Source organism: Psychromonas arctica DSM 14288 (assembly GCF_000482725.1).
GTDB classification, from domain to species: Bacteria; Pseudomonadota; Gammaproteobacteria; order Enterobacterales; family Psychromonadaceae; genus Psychromonas; species Psychromonas arctica.
Genome location: NZ_AXWP01000025.1, coordinates 91,282 through 105,457 on the forward strand (window position 1 = coordinate 91,282; position 14,176 = coordinate 105,457).

General features: G+C 37.3%; 11 protein-coding genes and 1 pseudogene. 4 read left to right on the forward strand and 8 right to left on the reverse strand.

The window, feature by feature from the left end; genetic code table 11:
• Positions 1-159 precede the first annotated feature (159 nt).
• The 5 genes from rplT to H592_RS0104095 form a co-directional block, all read right to left on the reverse strand.
• On the reverse strand, positions 160-516 hold the full coding sequence (rplT, locus tag H592_RS0104075; RefSeq protein WP_025564056.1) for a 50S ribosomal protein L20: 357 nt from the start codon (positions 514-516) through the stop codon (positions 160-162).
• A 16-nt stretch (positions 517-532) separates the two neighbouring features.
• Entirely contained in the window at positions 533-730 is a 198-nt protein-coding gene (gene rpmI, locus H592_RS0104080; protein WP_025564055.1) for a 50S ribosomal protein L35, read from the reverse strand.
• Positions 731-826: 96 nt separating this feature from the next.
• Positions 827-1,384, reverse strand: a complete 558-nt coding sequence (gene infC / locus H592_RS0104085) for a translation initiation factor IF-3 (RefSeq protein WP_220486010.1) — start codon at positions 1,382-1,384, stop codon at positions 827-829.
• A gap of 5 nt (positions 1,385-1,389) precedes the next feature.
• Entirely contained in the window at positions 1,390-3,297 is a 1,908-nt protein-coding gene (gene thrS / locus H592_RS0104090) for a threonine--tRNA ligase (RefSeq protein ID WP_028867651.1), read from the reverse strand.
• 151 nt (positions 3,298-3,448) lie between these two features.
• Positions 3,449-3,712 (reverse strand): YebG family protein, encoded by a 264-nt coding sequence (locus tag H592_RS0104095; RefSeq protein ID WP_028867652.1) that lies wholly within the window; start codon positions 3,710-3,712, stop codon positions 3,449-3,451.
• Between the two features lie 131 nt (positions 3,713-3,843).
• Here H592_RS0104095 and H592_RS0104100 point away from each other — a divergent pair, with 131 nt between their 5' ends.
• From H592_RS0104100 to rsmF, 4 genes and pseudogenes are all read left to right on the forward strand, one after another.
• Positions 3,844-4,437, forward strand: a complete 594-nt coding sequence (locus H592_RS0104100) for a paraquat-inducible protein A (protein ID WP_028867653.1) — start codon at positions 3,844-3,846, stop codon at positions 4,435-4,437.
• The gene (locus H592_RS0104105) at positions 4,430-5,062 is read left to right on the forward strand and encodes a paraquat-inducible protein A (RefSeq protein WP_084296194.1); all 633 of its coding nucleotides are present in this window, start codon (positions 4,430-4,432) and stop codon (positions 5,060-5,062) included. The genes H592_RS0104100 and H592_RS0104105 overlap by 8 nt, the downstream gene beginning before the upstream one ends.
• Positions 5,052-7,529, forward strand: a pseudogene (locus tag H592_RS0104110) (PqiB family protein); the annotation flags it as partial. The gene H592_RS0104105 and the pseudogene H592_RS0104110, both read left to right, overlap by 11 nt.
• A 452-nt stretch (positions 7,530-7,981) precedes the next feature.
• Positions 7,982-9,424, forward strand: a complete 1,443-nt coding sequence (rsmF, locus tag H592_RS0104120) for a 16S rRNA (cytosine(1407)-C(5))-methyltransferase RsmF (protein ID WP_028867656.1) — start codon at positions 7,982-7,984, stop codon at positions 9,422-9,424.
• A 119-nt stretch (positions 9,425-9,543) separates the two neighbouring features.
• On the opposite strand, the gene H592_RS0104125 is transcribed toward rsmF, so the two are convergent.
• From H592_RS0104125 to wecB, 3 genes are all read right to left on the reverse strand, one after another.
• Positions 9,544-10,947: an undecaprenyl-phosphate glucose phosphotransferase gene (locus tag H592_RS0104125; RefSeq protein WP_037070874.1), complete on the reverse strand. Its 1,404-nt coding sequence runs from the start codon at positions 10,945-10,947 to the stop codon at positions 9,544-9,546.
• Between the two features lie 97 nt (positions 10,948-11,044).
• The gene (wecC, locus tag H592_RS0104130; RefSeq protein WP_028867658.1) at positions 11,045-12,295 is read right to left on the reverse strand and encodes a UDP-N-acetyl-D-mannosamine dehydrogenase; all 1,251 of its coding nucleotides are present in this window, start codon (positions 12,293-12,295) and stop codon (positions 11,045-11,047) included.
• A 7-nt stretch (positions 12,296-12,302) separates the two neighbouring features.
• Positions 12,303-13,424 carry a non-hydrolyzing UDP-N-acetylglucosamine 2-epimerase gene (gene wecB, locus H592_RS0104135; protein ID WP_028867659.1) on the reverse strand — a complete coding sequence of 374 codons (1,122 nt, stop codon included), beginning with the start codon at positions 13,422-13,424 and terminating at the stop codon, positions 12,303-12,305.
• Between the last annotated feature and the right edge of the window lie 752 nt (positions 13,425-14,176).

Sequence of the window (14,176 nt, forward strand, 5' to 3'; positions counted from 1 at the left end):
AAGTCATTTTTCCTGCGCAAAATTTAGAGCACTTATTTAATGTAATCGGTATAAATTTTAAATGATGTCATCAAAGTAGGGAGAGAGAGGAAAGAAATTTTAAATCAAAAAAAAAGGAGACAAAATGCCTCCTTCTTCAATTCTGTTAATCAATAATGATTAAGCTAGCGCTTTTTTTGCAACTTCTACTAAATGAGCAAATGTTGCTTTATCAAATACAGCGATGTCAGCTAGGATCTTACGATCGATTTCAACAGAAGCCTTTTTAAGACCATTGATGAAACGGCTGTAAGATAATCCGCTAATACGAGATGCAGCGTTAATACGTGCAATCCATAGTTGACGGAACTGACGTTTACGTTGACGACGGTCGCGGTAAGCGTATTGACCAGCTTTAGTTACTGCTTGAACTGCTACGCGATAAACACGTGAGCGAGCTCCGTAATAACCTTTAGCTTGTTTTAAGACTTTTTTATGGCGTGCACGAGCTTGTACACCGCGTTTTACTCTTGGCATTTTATATATTCCTTACTTAAGCGAATGGTAACATTCTGTTAATACTAGGTACGTCTACTTTAGCTACCATGCTTTGAGCACGTAGATGGCGTTTACGTTTAGTAGATTTCTTAGTAAGGATATGACGTAAGTGAGATTGCTTACGTTTAAAACCACCAGAAGCAGTCTTTTTAAAGCGCTTTGCAGCACCTTTGTTAGATTTCATTTTAGGCATTGCGAACTCCGCATTGTTAAAATATTAAATTAAACCAGTAAGGCGAGTAAATAGTGCGAATATTCTCATATCCGCACATCAATACTACTTTATGCCTTAGCTAGCACGTTTAGGGCCAAGTACCATCACCATTTGACGACCTTCCAGTTTAGGGAAAGATTCGACAGTTGAGATTTCAGCTAAATCGTTTTTAACGCGATTAAGTAATTCCATCCCAAGTGATTGATGCGCCATTTCACGACCACGAAAACGTAGCGTTACTTTGGCTTTGTTACCCTCTTCAAGAAAGCGTATCAGGCTGCGTAGTTTTACCTGATAATCGCCATCATCAGTCCCAGGACGGAATTTTATTTCCTTCAACTGAACCTGTTTCTGATTCTTCCGTTGTTCTTTAACGGATTTACTCTTTTCAAAGAGAAATTTGCCATAGTTCATGATGCGACAAACTGGCGGCTCAGCATTTGGGCTAATTTCTACTAAATCCAAATCTGCATCAAACGCCATGTTTTTTGCTTCATCTAAAGAAACAATACCTACCGGCTTACCTTCTGAATCAGAAAGACGTACTTCAGTACCAGTTATTTCATCGTTTAAACGATGTTTATTGCCCGTTTGCGGGGCTTTTTTTGCACCTTTTATAACAAATTCCTCCAAGTGATTTATGATCGTGCAATGATTTCTCGTTTTACATGGTCAACAAAATCATTAACCTGCATTTTACCAAGATCATCGCCCTTACGTGTTCTTACTGCAACTTCATTTGCTTCGACCTCTTGGTCACCCACAACTAATAAGTAAGGAACGCGCTTTAATGTATGCTCGCGGATTTTAAAGCCTATCTTCTCATTTCTCAAGTCCGAAATTGCTCTAACACCCGATTTTTTCAATTTATTTACTACTTCCGTGACAAAATCTGACTGTTTGTCAGTAATATTCATCACAACCACCTGTTGAGGTGATAACCAAGTTGGATAAATACCTGCGTACTCTTCAGTTAAGATACCAATAAAACGTTCTAATGAACCAAGAATTGCTCGGTGGATCATAACTGGAGTATGTCGTTCGTTGTCTTCACCGACATAAGTTGCGTCTAAACGACCCGGCATTGAAAAATCTAACTGTATTGTACCACATTGCCATGCACGACCTAAACAATCATACAAGGTAAATTCAATTTTAGGGCCATAGAAAGCGCCTTCGCCTGGTAGATACTCAAACTTAACACCATTTTCATCTAATGCATGTGCTAATGCCGCTTCAGATTTATCCCATGTAGCATCATCACCCACACGTTTTTCAGGACGAGTAGATAATTTAACCACAATATCTTCAAAACCGAATGTTTTATAACATTCAAATACCATATTGATACAAGCAGATACTTCTTCAAGAATTTGAGCTTCTGTACAGAATATATGCGCATCATCTTGTGTGAAACCACGAACACGCATTAAACCGTGCAAAGAACCCGATGGTTCATTACGGTGACATGAACCAAACTCTGATAAACGTAATGGTAAGTCACGGTACGATTTTAAACCTTGGTTAAAAATCTGTACATGACCAGGACAGTTCATTGGTTTAATTGCATAATCACGGTTTTCACTACAAGTACAGAACATGCCGTCTTTGTATTTATCCCAGTGACCAGATTTTTCCCATAAAGAACGATCTAAAATTTGTGGAGCTTTCACTTCTTGATAACCAAAAGCAACGGTTTGTTCACGAATGTAACTTTCAAGCTCGCGGAAGATAGTCCAACCATTTGGATGCCAAAACACCATACCCGGTGCTTCTTCTTGCATATGGTATAAATCTAATTGTTTACCAATTTTACGGTGGTCACGTTTAGCCGCTTCTTCAAGACGTTTTAAATAAGCATTTAATTGTTTTTTATCAGCCCATGCAGTGCCGTAAATACGTTGTAGCATTTTGTTGTCTGAATTTGCACGCCAATAAGCACCAGACACTTTCATCAATTTAAACCATTGACTAAATTTCATCATCGGTACATGTGGACCACGACACATATCGACATATTCTTCATGATGATATAAACCAGGACGGTCGTCTTTATCGATACCTTCTAATATTTCTAACTTATAAGGTTCATTACGTTCTTTAAATACCGCAATCGCTTCATCAACAGATACTTTCTTTTTAACCACTTGGTAATTTGTTTTTACCAATTGTTGCATGCGTTTTTCAATTTTAGCTAACTCTTCATCATTGATGGTGACATCAAGGTCGATATCATAGTAGAAACCATTATCAATGGTTGGTCCTATTGCCATTTTAGCATCTGGATAAAGTTGCTTAATTGCATGACCTAATAAATGCGCACATGAGTGACGTAAAATTTCTAAACCTTCATCATCTTTAGCGGTGATAATTGCAACACTTGCATCGTGATCAATAGGATCACTTGCATCCACTAATTTTCCATCAACACGTCCAGCGATACAGGCTTTTGCAAGTCCAGGACCGATATCTGCAGCGATTTCCATAATTGAAGTAGTGTTGTCAAATTGACGTTTATTTCCATCGGGAAGAGTAATAATTGGCATGCTAATTCCTCACAGTGATGCTTCCAACCAAAAAGCATTTGTATTTGTTAAAAATGAGGAACGTATTTTAATGTATTAAGGAGCACAATAAAAGGTATTGAAGGTTAATTTATCAATACTCCCCTAAATTCTATCTATTTTTATACTTCTTTTATACTTCGGCTTTATCAATCATCTCTTGGTCAAACAATTGCCCCTTGAATAGGTTTTGTAATACATCTTTATTACTTGCAACATATAACCCTAACTCTTCCAGTTGCTGGTCATCCAATGAAACTGGACTCTGGCTTAAGAACAATGCAATTTGATCAGCGCTATCTAACATTTTATCGTATGCATCTGCTTCTTTCTTACTGGTAAAGGTCATTTTTTCAACACCTTTTCTTTCTACTATGTATTTAATGATGACTGCCACGGTGGCCTCTTTTAATAACGAATTAAACATGGTTTTATATACAGTAAAACTATTTGTAATAGAATGCAACTTTTGTCATCTTAAAATTAGTTTGCTATCCTCCATTAATGTAAAATTATTGATAATAAACAATGCAGACAATTATTTGCAGTCACTGTGACTTAGTATCACAAAAACCAATCTTAGCGCCTGGCTATGTTGCAAAATGTGCACGCTGCGAGCGTATTCTTTACAAAAATAAAGCGGTTAATGCGAATAAGTTATTTGCCTTATCAATAACGGCTTTACTGATCTGTATTCCGGCCTTTTCATCACCTCTGATATCTATTCACTTATTAGGCGTTACAGAAGAAGCGAATCTATTACAGGGTGCAATAATGATGATTGATATTGCTCCTCTTGTCTCTTTTGTGGTGCTATTTTGTGCGGTTGTTGCGCCAACATTGTTAACTGTATGTATTGCCTTTAGTAGCGGCTGTGTGGTGTTTAACAAACGTCCCTCTTTATTAAACTCTGTACTTAAGTTAACTGCTATTTTATTCCACTGGTCAATGTTAGAGGTATATCTCGTTAGCTTTATGGTCGCTGTTTTTAAATTAATTAGTTATGCTGATGTCTATTTTAATAGTGGACTGTATTTTTTTGTGGCATTACTGATACTAAATATGACGATGCTCTGTGAATATAGTAATACAAAATATTGGGAATATTCACGTAATGAGTAAGCTATTAAAACCCGGTATCAGCGCCATGCAACAGGGTACGCAATTATGCAGGGTCTGTACCATGGACTCTTCGATTTCAGCTAACACAACGCATTGCCCTTATTGTGGTAGTCCAATTTCAGTGCGCATCAAACATAGCCAACAAAAAACCTGGGCCTTGCTGCTGACCGCGATGGTTTTTATAATCCCTGCCAACCTATACCCTATTACCTATTTACTAAAAAATAGTACACTTTATCCTGATACTATTTTTTCAGGTATAATCAGCTTATTTGAAAGTGGTATGATAGGCATTGCCTTGATTGTTTTTATTGCCTCTATTCTGGTACCTATTTTAAAGATTATTGCACTTTCTTTCATTTCACTCGCAGTGCATTTTCAATGGCAGCTGTCACCTAAAAAACAACTTTTTGCTTTCAAAATAGTTGACTGGGTAGGACGTTGGTCAGTACTCGACCTATTTGTTATATCAATCATGGTAGCCGTCTTCGATAAGGGAAACTTTTTGTCTGTTTACCCAGGTATCGCAGCTACTTCATTTACCGTTGTGGTTATCACCACATTATTTGCTGCGCAGAGTTTTGATACTCGTTTAATATGGGATGCTAACACCAATGCAAAATAACCCTACTGACCAAGCAATTATTGCTAAGTCACGTTCAATTTCCCCAATTTGGTTTTTACCTTGTATTGCAGCCCTATTAGGCATCTGGATTTTATTTCAAAATATCACCCATAAAAATGAACAAGTCACTATTCACTTTAAGCGTGCCGACAGTATTATCGTTGATAAAACAAAAGTGAGATATAAAGGTGTCATTGTTGGAACAGTAAAGAAAGTGGAGCTCGATGAAGTAGATGGCGTTAATGTTATTGCAGAAATAGAATCTCATGCCGTATTTCTATTGAAAAAGAAAAGTCAATTTTGGTTAGTTTCACCAAAAGCTTCATTAACGTCAATATCAGGTTTAGATACTTTATTTTCAGGAAGCTATATCAATTTATTACCCGGTGAAGGTGAACCAGAAAACGAATTTAATGCCACTAATGAACAGCCTATTAATATTCCTGAAAATGCATTATTACTTACGCTTAGAAGTAAAAGTGCAGCGTCAATCAATGTAGGTACCCCTATTTTCTACAAAAAGATACAAGTTGGGGAAGTCGCCCGCGTTCGCATTGATAAGTCAGGGCAATTTATCAATATTCAAATATTTATTGAAAGTAAATATAGTCATCTGGTCAAGCAACAAAGCCGTTTCTGGAATATTAGTGGGTTAAATGCCAACCTGTCGCGTGCAGGTATTGATTTTAAACTAGATAGCTTAACCGCGCTCATTGCTGGAGGTATTACTTTTAATAGCCCTGCAGCTTCTTCACCACCGGAAGCCGATAAGCAATATCAGTTATTTGATAATATTCACGACAGCGAGCAAGGCTTGTCGATTTTATTAAAATTAAAAAACACTCATAATTTACCAAACCGAGCAGGCATTTTATTTAAGGGTCATGGTATTGGACGAATCGATAAAATTCGTTACGACAGTAATAGCCAATTATTTTTAGCTGAAGCAACGATTAACCCCGCATTTTCTGAAATGATGACAGAAAACGCACAATTTTGGATAGAAAAAACGACCCTTTCATTTTCTAAAATAGAAAACCTAGGTAATATTATTACTGGCGATTATATTAGCTTCACACACAGTCAACATTACCAACAAGAAGTGCCACAATCGGAATTTGTATTAGCACAGCATAAAGATTCACACAACGAATATACGACAGTCACGCTGACAGCCGACAATGCTGACGGTTTAACGGAAGGTGCACCCGTCACCTATAAAGGCCTAAGCATTGGCAAAATAAGTACACTACAATTGAGCAAAGACAGTCAACATATTAAAGTGTTGCTCAATATACAAAATCAATTTGCTTACTTGATCACCCCACAAAGTAAATTTCACTTATCAAGTGGTCTAGATTTCAAGGCATCCTTAACTGGGCTTGAGCTAAGTAGTAAACCGATACAACATATTATCCAAGGAGGCATTACCTTATATAATAGCCAGCGAGTACTAAAAAAACAGGTCTTTGAAAAGCAAGCTTCAGCAAGCAATACATTTAATACACCTTTTTATTTATATTCATCTAAAGAAACGGCTAAGCTTGGTAAAAATGCATTTGCTTCACCACTTAATGTTTCATTGCTAAGTAAAGAGTTACCTTCTGTCAGTGTCGGATCACCAGTCTATTATCATAAACTACAAGTCGGTGAAGTAAGCGCTTTAGCACTGCATGATTCAAGCTTAATGCAAACGAGCCTTAAAATTAATCCACAGTTCAAACATTTAATTTCAGATAACACCGTCTTTTGGAATATTAGTGGTATTAAGGTTGACGCGAGCCTTTCCGGTATCAATATCAATACAGATTCTTTGTTAGCTATAGCTGCAGGCGGTATCGCACTTGAACTTTCTTCAAAAGCAACCGGTAATAAAGTGAGCACAGGCCAGTATCGTTTATTTGATAGTTTCCAACAAGCAACCAATCCGCCTAAACAATTAACACTGACCTATGACGACGCCTATGACCTAAAAACGGGTAATCAAGTAAAACTGCAAGGTTTAGTGGTCGGTAAAGTCAATCAGCTTAAACTTAGCAAGCACAATAAAGTCATTGTTTCATTGGATATAGAGCCTCAATATTTTAATAAAATAGCTAAGCAAGGGAGTAGATTCTGGATTGTACGCAGTAATATTTCATTATCAGGCACTAAAAATTTAGACACCTTAATTAGTGGTGTGTTTATTAATGTATCACCCGGCAAAGGCAATGCAATGACAACCTTTAAGGGTGAAACAAATGAACCCTTATTAGCACAGCATAAAACCGGTCTGCCAATCACTTTATTAGCCAATAATGCTGGCTCTACTGATGTTTCAAGTCCTGTTTATCATCGTCAAATACAAATTGGGGAAGTCATCGATAAACGTTTAAATAACAACGCATCGGGTGTTGAAATTGTTATTAACATATACCCTCAATATGCACACTTGATCCGTACTAATAGTGTTTTTTGGCCTGCTTCTGGTTTTAACTTAGACATTGGCATTACCGGTGCGGCATTAAAATCAACATCACTGTCCTCACTGCTTAAAGGTGGCATTAATATGAGTACGCCTGATGACCAAAAATTACAACCCGCAAGCAATGCATTCTCTCGCTTTAAACTGCAAATAGAAATAGAGGATGAATGGTTACAATGGAAAATGAAAATTCCCAACGGTAATTAATTTAACTTTATGTTATCTTTCGCGAATTTTTATACCATTACGCTGCTGAAATGGTCAGTGTTTTGATTTAGAAGTTAATGTATCCACTCGGTCAATAGCTAATTATTGGCATTGAGATCAATACAAATATTAACTTTATTAACTTTATTAACTTTATTAACTTTATTAACTTTATTAACTTTATTAACCACCAAAATGATCGGTAACGTAAGTGAATTGGTATTAGTGAGCACTCTTTAAGGATTGAAATGGATAGTAATACGTTTATACCACAAGCATTTATCGATAAAATGAGTACGATTTTGCCAGCTCATTTAAATATTGACGATTTAGTGGCTAGCTGCCGACGCCCTCTACGCCGAGCTATCCGCATTAATACGATTAAAATCAGTATTGAGGCATTTTTGGTCATTGCTGAAAATAAGAATTGGCAATTGACGCCTATCCCTTGGTGTACAAATGGATTTTGGATAGAACTTGATGAACAGCAATGCCCTTTAGGTAATAGTGCGGAACACTTGGCAGGCCTATTCTATGTGCAAGAAGCAAGTTCAATGATGCCGGTGTCCGCACTTACCCACCACTTCCAAGGTTCAGCACAATCCACCTTATTAGATGCCGCAGCCGCACCTGGCTCCAAAACAACACAATTAGCAGCCGAAATGAACAATCAGGGCTTGATCATTGCTAATGAATACTCATCAAGCAGGATCAAAATGTTGCACGCAAATATACAACGTTGTGGTATTAAAAACGTTGCCTTGACACACTTTGATGCCAACGTATTTGGGCAATGGTTACCTAACACTTTTGACGCTATTTTGTTAGACGCCCCTTGCTCTGGTGAAGGCACAGTACGAAAAGACAAACAAGCAATGAAAAACTGGGGGCAAGGTGCGATTGAAAGCATTTCAGCCACTCAGAAAACACTCATTGAAAGTGCATTTCAGGCGCTTAAACCCGGCGGAGTAATGGTCTATTCAACCTGTACTTTAAGTCTAGAAGAGAACCAAGAGGTTTGTTTGCACCTACAGGAAACCTACCCTGAGCAAGTTGAATTCTTATCATTAGGTGATTTATTTAAAGGGGCAGATAAAACAGTAACAGAGCAAGGTTTTTTACATATATGGCCGCAAGTTTATGATACAGAGGGGTTCTTTGTAGCAAGCATTAAAAAGACTGGTCATGTTGAATCCCCTCAAGCAAATAAACGCTTAGGTAAGTTTCCTTTTCAGCCTGCCGCTATAACAACGAAAGAAAAATTATTTAACTATTTTCAGCAACAATTTGGTATCACCGAAATAGAGGGGGTTTTATACCAACGAGATGATGAGTTTTGGTTATTCCCAGAAAATATAATTCCTTTGATTAATGAGTTACGTTTTTCTAGATTAGGAATAAAAATTGCCGAGCAATTTGGCAAAGGACGCAAATCAGGCTTCAAATGTACCCATGAATTTGCCACCTGTTATGGCCAACAAACAACATCATCGATTAACCTATTAGCACATCAAGCACGAGAATACTTTCAAGGTAGAGATATCCATGATATCGATACTAAAAATAGCAAGGGCGAAGTGTTGCTGAGTTATCAGGGGTATATTATTGGCCTAGGTAAATCACTCGATAACCGTATTAAAAATAGTTTGCCAAGAGATCTGATCATAGATAAGAATCTATTTGAACAGTAATTATACGTGTTAATGCTTGAAAATAAGATTAGCTGGCTTTAGGGGCCAGCTAATCAATCATTGATAGCAGTGTTTGATACCTGAAGGGTTAAGCAATAATAAAAAATAAGCGATTATATTTAGTAGGCATTTTTATTTACAAAACCTTTGAAAACGGTCATGAAAATAATTTTTATATCAAAACTAATTGACCAAGTTCTAATATATTCTAAATCGAACTCAACGCGTTTTTCCATTTTATCAAGTGTATCCGTTTCACCACGCCATCCATTAATTTGCGCCCAGCCCGTAATACCGGGTTTGACGATATGGCGTAACATATAAAAATCAACTAACTTTCTATATTCTTCATTGTGGGCAACAGCATGTGGGCGAGGCCCAACTAATGACATACTGCCAGACAACACATTAATGAATTGTGGTAATTCATCCAACGACGTTCTACGTAAGAAATGCCCTAACTTGGTGATACGAGAATCCCCCTTTACCGCTTGTTTCACAAAAGAACCATTATCCATCGAATTCATGGAACGAAACTTCCATACATTAATAGGCCGCCCGTCTAAACCATAACGCATTTGCTTGAAAAAAACCGGCCCAGGAGAATCTTTTTTGATAAGCAAGGCAATGATTAACATCGGTAAAGCAATGACAGATAAAATCAATACTGCACCGACTACATCTTCAATACGTTTGATTAAACTTGCAGGCCCTGTCATTGGTGATTCATAGACACTAATAGTTTGAATCGAACCCACATTAGATAAGCGCGAGTTAATTAAATTAAAAGTAAAAAAGTCAGGTACTAAAAACACATCAACCGTCGTATCACCTAATGATCGAAGCAATTCCTCAATGCGCTTTTGAGCAGCCAAAGGGAGTGCAATATAGATGACATCGATTTCTCCGGCCTGCGCAGATGCTAACCCTTGGCTAATATCTCCTAGCAAGCAATCCATGTGCTTGGTGGTAGAACGATGATCAGCTCGATCATCGTAAAAGCCGAGTAATGTAAACCCAGTTTCAGGCTTATGAATAAGTTCATCTGCTAATAGTTCACCCGAAGATGTTAAACCAAAAATAGCGACTTTCTTAGTGTAATACCCTGCTCGTCTTCGTTTGAATAAAAACAGGTAAAAAAGAATTCGCCAACCAGCCAGTGCAAAACAGTTGATGATGATCCAAGAGCCGATAATCACTCGCGAAATATCTACGCTGGTTTTACTAAAGAATAGAAAGATAACGACACTAAAAATGCCTGCCACCCAGGATAAAAAAGTATAACTGGTGATACGAGAGAACTCTCCCACTCGCCAGCTACGGTAGAGCATTTGGCTTTCAGCAGAAAATGCAAAACCAAGTGAAGCGATTAAGCCAACCACCAAATAAGTATCTGTTAATTGTTCACCTTTAAAGTGAACAATTAAAAACAGAGTTAATTGGATAATGACAAAATCAATGCAACGGTATAATGCTGAATATGCATGAGCACTATTATCTTTAACATTGTGTTGAACAGGCATTTACTTCCCTTTAAAACATTTTTTTCGATAAGTTGAAGCCATAAAAGTAGTCATATATGGGTATTATTTCAACTTATAAACGGTTTTAATGCACGTATTAAATAATACCGCGTGTATCTATCACCACTTTTGTTGCAAACTGAGTGCGATCTGTTGATTTAAATTGCTTATGATCCACTAAGACGACGACAACATTTGCTTTGTCTAAAGCATCGCCCAAGGAAGAAAGTGTTACACCAGATTCTGACAAAGAAGTAGGAAGTTGCTTAATATTAGGCTCAACGGCAATAATATCGCCTAGCCCTTTAGCAACGAGGTCTTTAACGATTTCTAACGCAGGACTTTCTCGCAAGTCATCAATATCTGCTTTAAAAGATAATCCTAAACAAGCAATAACAGGACGTTTGAATTCATCTGCGGCTTTACATATCTGATCCACAACATAATGTGGTTTAGCATCATTAGTCAAACGTGCTTGTTTAATTATTTTTGCTTCTTCAGGGCAACTATCAACAATGAACCAAGGATCAACAGCAATGCAATGCCCACCAACACCCGGTCCAGGGTTAAGAATATTCACTCGTGGATGTCGATTCGCTAGCTTAACCAGTTCCCACACATTAATTTTTAACTTATCACAGATAACAGAAAGTTCATTAGCAAAGGCAATATTAACATCACGGAATGAATTCTCAGTCAGTTTTGCCATTTCGGCTGTACGCGCATTGGTAACAATGCACTCACCACGTACAAATTGTTCATACAATTGTATCGCCAGTTGGCTACATGCGTCAGACATGCCACCAATCACGCGGTCGTTTGAAACGAGTTCAGTTAATACATGTCCAGGTAAAACTCGTTCAGGGCAGTGAGCCACTTTGATATCGGCAGCGTCGCCTTTATCCTGAGGGAAAGTTAAGTCAGGTCGAGCCAACTTTAACCAACCCGCTAACTTTTCAGTGGTCCCAACAGGAGAAGTTGATTCTAAAATAACTAGATTACCCTTAACTAGCACGGGAGCAATCATATTTGCAGCGGCTTCGATATAGGATAAGTCAGGCGAATGAGATGACGTAGCGTCTTCCTTGAAAGGAGTCGGCACCGCGACCATAAATACATCCGCAGGTTCAGCGGTTGTTGTCGCACGAAGTTTGCCAGTGGTTACAACACTTCGAACGACGATGTCTAAATCAGGCTCTACAATATGTATTTGACCTGCATTAATGGTATTAACCGCATCGGCATTAACATCAACGCCTATTACGTCAAAACCACGAGAGGCAATCACAGCAGCGGTAGGTAGTCCAATATAACCTAGACCGATAACAGATATAGTTTTAAATGGCATTTTTTATTTAATCCTTTAATAATTCTTTAACAATACGAGCACATGCAAAACCATCACCATAAGGGTTATGCGATTTAGCCATTGTTTGATATTTTTCATCATCAGTTAATAACAAAATAGTTTCTGAAGTAATACGTTGAACGTCCGTGCCGACTAATTTTACTGTGCCAGCTTCGATAGCTTCAGGTCTTTCGGTGGTATCTCGCATCACTAAAACCGGTTTACCTAAAGATGGGGCTTCTTCCTGTACACCACCGGAATCGGTAATAATAAGATAACAGCGGTTCATGAGATATACGAAGGGCAAATAATCTTGAGGCTCAATTAAAAACACATTATTCAATGTACTTAATAGACGATTAACAGGCTCTCTTACATTGGGATTCATATGCATTGGGTAAACAATCTGCACATCGGGTTGTGCTTTAGCAATATTAGCCAATGCTTCGCAAATACGTTCAAATCCACCACCAAAACTTTCTCGACGATGTCCTGTCACTAAGATCATTTTTTTATTACTATCCAAAAAGGGAAACTGCTCAGCCAGAGAAGTTTGTAAGCCAGTATCCGATTCTAATTTTTGTTTAACCCATAACAAGGCATCAATAACAGTGTTACCCGTCACAACAACATGGTCATTGGGAACATGTTCTCTAAGTAAGTTAGATTTTGATAATTCGGTAGGGGCGAAATGATAGCGGGTTAATACCCCAGTCAATCTTCGATTTGCTTCTTCAGGCCAAGGAGAATACAGATCACCGGTACGCAATCCTGCTTCTACATGACCAATATCAATTTGCTTATAAAAAGCAGCTAATGAGGCAGAGAAAGTCGTCGTTGTATCCCCATGAACAAGTACAACATCAGGTTTAAAGTCATCCAGTACCTGCTTGAGGCCATTCAATATATTTTCGGTTACATCGAACAAATCTTGCCCTGGCTTCATGATATTTAAATCATAATCGGGCTTAATGTTAAACAACTGCAAGACTTGATCTAACATTTCCCTATGCTGAGCAGTCACACATACTTTACTCTCAATTCCAGGCTCTGCGGCAAGCTCATGAACCAAAGGCGCCATTTTTATTGCTTCGGGGCGTGTACCGAAGACTGTTAACACTTTTTTCATTTCAGAGCCTTACAAGTTATTCAATGCTTAATATACATAAGTCAGTTATTTAACTCTTTGATCTTAATTCAACTTTAAAATAGTTAAAAGCCAAAGTCTCAACTTACTCTCACATGTTCTGACTAACGAGTGTAGGTTACGTAGTTTTATTATATATAAAAAACATTATTGTTTGAATTTATCAATTATGACAGTTTTATTAATTAAAAATCAACTTATCACGTTGAAGATAAGCGTAATTTCTATTGTTATTACATAATAGCTAGTTTACGGGAAAGATCATTGACAATATCACTCCGATAACAATTAAATAAAGTTTAAATAATAACGAGAGAAATAAAAAGTCATAAAATAAAAACAGATAATGAGAAAGTTAATAGAATGAAGATGGGTTAGTGAATAAGGAGGCCATAATAGCAGTAAAAATTGCACTATCAAACTCTAAATTAATCATAAGCAACTGTTTTAATTAATTATAAAAAAACAAACTCAATTATGACATAAAAAAAACAATAACAAACGAGCAATTCGATTTTATAGTTTTTTCAGCGCTTAGGGGACATTTCATCAATGAACAATAATGTCACTATAAAAAGCGTTTCAAGCTGAATTACTGCCCACTTACGTAAATCACTATTTTTATAAATAACTCATGCGCTATCAAAATATACGGATCCATTACTTACAGGGTTTTAAAATAACAGAGTTCATTGTAAAAACAGCCTAATAACGCTCAAAAAATTCACAAAATA

Excerpts from the sequence above, each read along its gene's own strand:
- wecB (WP_028867659.1), bottom strand. The coding sequence starts at position 13,424 with ATGAAAAAAGTGTTAACAGTCTTCGGTACACGCCCCGAAGCAATAAAA.
- H592_RS0104100 (WP_028867653.1), top strand. The coding sequence starts at position 3,844 with ATGCAGACAATTATTTGCAGTCACTGTGACTTAGTATCACAAAAACCA.
- rpmI (WP_025564055.1), bottom strand. The coding sequence starts at position 730 with ATGCCTAAAATGAAATCTAACAAAGGTGCTGCAAAGCGCTTTAAAAAG.
- rsmF (WP_028867656.1), top strand. The coding sequence starts at position 7,982 with ATGGATAGTAATACGTTTATACCACAAGCATTTATCGATAAAATGAGT.
- wecC (WP_028867658.1), bottom strand. The coding sequence starts at position 12,295 with ATGCCATTTAAAACTATATCTGTTATCGGTCTAGGTTATATTGGACTA.
- H592_RS0104105 (WP_084296194.1), top strand. The coding sequence starts at position 4,430 with ATGAGTAAGCTATTAAAACCCGGTATCAGCGCCATGCAACAGGGTACG.
- rplT (WP_025564056.1), bottom strand. The coding sequence starts at position 516 with ATGCCAAGAGTAAAACGCGGTGTACAAGCTCGTGCACGCCATAAAAAA.
- thrS (WP_028867651.1), bottom strand. The coding sequence starts at position 3,297 with ATGCCAATTATTACTCTTCCCGATGGAAATAAACGTCAATTTGACAAC.
- H592_RS0104125 (WP_037070874.1), bottom strand. The coding sequence starts at position 10,947 with ATGCCTGTTCAACACAATGTTAAAGATAATAGTGCTCATGCATATTCA.